General features: G+C 37.8%; 3 protein-coding genes. All 3 read right to left on the bottom strand.

The genetic code is table 11. The annotated features are described in order from the left end of the window. Window positions 1-9: 9 nt before the first annotated feature. Window positions 10-870, bottom strand: a complete 861-nt coding sequence (locus PSN35_RS07315) for a Fic family protein (RefSeq protein ID WP_300031545.1) — start codon at window positions 868-870, stop codon at window positions 10-12. An 81-nt stretch (window positions 871-951) separates the two neighbouring features. Next, entirely contained in the window at window positions 952-1,734 is a 783-nt protein-coding gene (panB, locus tag PSN35_RS07310) for a 3-methyl-2-oxobutanoate hydroxymethyltransferase (RefSeq protein WP_300031542.1), read from the bottom strand. Next, on the bottom strand, window positions 1,731-2,164 hold a 434-nt coding region (gene folK, locus PSN35_RS07305; RefSeq protein ID WP_300031539.1), incomplete at its 5' end, for a 2-amino-4-hydroxy-6-hydroxymethyldihydropteridine diphosphokinase. The genes folK and panB, both read right to left, overlap by 4 nt.

Here is a 2,164-nt window from a genome sequence, read left to right as displayed (position 1 = left end):
GCATTGTCTTTATTTTGAACATGCTTTAAAAAAATACGCCAATGGTGTTGGATTTATTTTTGCATAATCTAGCAAAATATAATACAACGCTTTATTGCTATCGTTAATCGTTGGTGGCTTAACACCTATTTGTAAACACTGTGCCAGCATAATCAAACGCCCCATACGCCCATTACCATCACTAAACGGATGAATCATTTCAAAATAGTAGTGTGACTTTGCAATGTCACTTAAGCTTTGAATATTGCTGTATTCTTTTACCCAACCCTCCAGCTCTTCTTCAATATCATTCGGATGAGTAAGTTGCGTATCACTATTAGGCAAAACTCTTTGCTTAGTAGAAAATTCACCCGCATTATCAATCAGTCCTCGCATCAACACTTTGTGCCAATCTTTGATTTTTTGCAAACTGATCTTCATTTGAAAGTCTTGAGCAACCTCCTGAGTAATATGATAAATATTTTGAACTTCCAATACAGACCTGGCATAAAAATTATTAGGCACAATGTTGTCAAGTACAATTGCATCAAAATCTAGCTCTTTAGTACCTGTTTCAATCTCAAGAGAGCCTGCAGCCATCCTCCTAAGTGCCTTATCCATGATCATTGGCTCAAACAGAAAGTTTTCTAAATCAACACCTGTTACGATTTCGGATTTTTCATCAATAGTTGGTAAAAACACATATTTACACCATAATAAATCGATTTTATCTTGATTTTTAACTTTGATTTTTTGGGTGTTGTCACGCCACGCGGCTAACGTCATTCGAGTAATACCAAGTGCCTGCGCAAAAGCTACTGAAGTCTTATAGTAAACCAACAGATCGTCAATCTTTTTAGTGTACGAGATGCTTTTATAATTAAAATTCATAACGTATAGTTTTTTGTATATTTTTTATTTATTATACACTTTTTGTATAATAATTTGTATAATTTTTAAAAACTATACAAATTAATAACTATGCTGGTCTGTTGGAAATTGCTGTGATTTAACTTCATCAATATAAGCATCAATTGCCGATTTAACATCACCTGCATCAATCAAGAAGTTTTTAACAAATTTGGGCACTGTTTGCGTGTTAACACCCAACATGTCATAACTAACCAGTACCTGACCGTCACAATCAACACCGGCACCAATACCGATAGTTGGAATGCTGAGCTGTTGAGAGATTTTAGCTGCCAATTGAGCTGGCACACATTCAAGCACCAAGACTGATACACCCAAAGACTCTAATAATAAGGCGTCAGCTAATATTTTTTCAGCACTTGCATCATCCCTGCCCTGGACTTTATAGCCGCCCATCTCAATGACCGACTGAGGCTGCAAGCCCAAGTGGCCACAAACTGGAATGTTATTAGCTTGTAAGATTTCAAAAGACGCTTTATGTTCAGAACCGCCTTCAAATTTAACCATTTGCGCACCAATACGCATTAAACGCTGGGCATTTTCCAAGGTTTGCTCACTGTTCGTATAACTTTGATAAGGCATGTCAGCGATCAACAAAGCCTTCTGAACACCTTTGGCAACTATTTTGGTATGGTAGAGCATATCTTCCATAGAAACATTCAAGGTGTTTTTATCGCCTTGAATCACATTACCCAAAGAGTCACCCACTAAAATCATATCCACGCCACATTCATCAAACAGTTTGGCAAATGAAGCGTCATAAGCCGTTAGGCATGTAATTTTTTCGCCCCGCTGCTTAAAAGTTTTTAGCTTGTCTAAGGTCATAGCTTGGTTAACTCGTAGTCATCCAATTTGGCAATAAGGTCTTGTATCGGGCCCAATACCGGCACTTTTAAATCATCTTCTAATTCGGCTAATGGAATCAATACAAATGCCCTATTCATCATTTCCGGATGCGGAACAACTAATTGCTTAGAAGCAACTACCTGAACACCATAAGTGATAATATCAAGATCAATGGTTCGAGCGCCCCATTTTTTCTCGCGTACTCGATGTTGGTGGGTTTCAATACCCTGGCAAACGTACAATAATTCTAGTGCGGTTAAGTGCGTTTTAACTTGCACCACGGCATTAATATAATCGGGCTGCTTTGAGCCGTCAATAGGTGGTGATTGATACAAACTTGATAACGCTACCACTTTTACATCCGTAGTGTTATTTAGCGCAATCAATGCATCTTTAATCTGTTGTTTTG

This window comes from Candidatus Thioglobus sp. (genome assembly GCF_028599055.1).
GTDB lineage: Bacteria > Pseudomonadota > Gammaproteobacteria > PS1 > Pseudothioglobaceae > Thioglobus_A.
This window is presented reverse-complemented; position numbering and strand designations above follow the sequence as displayed.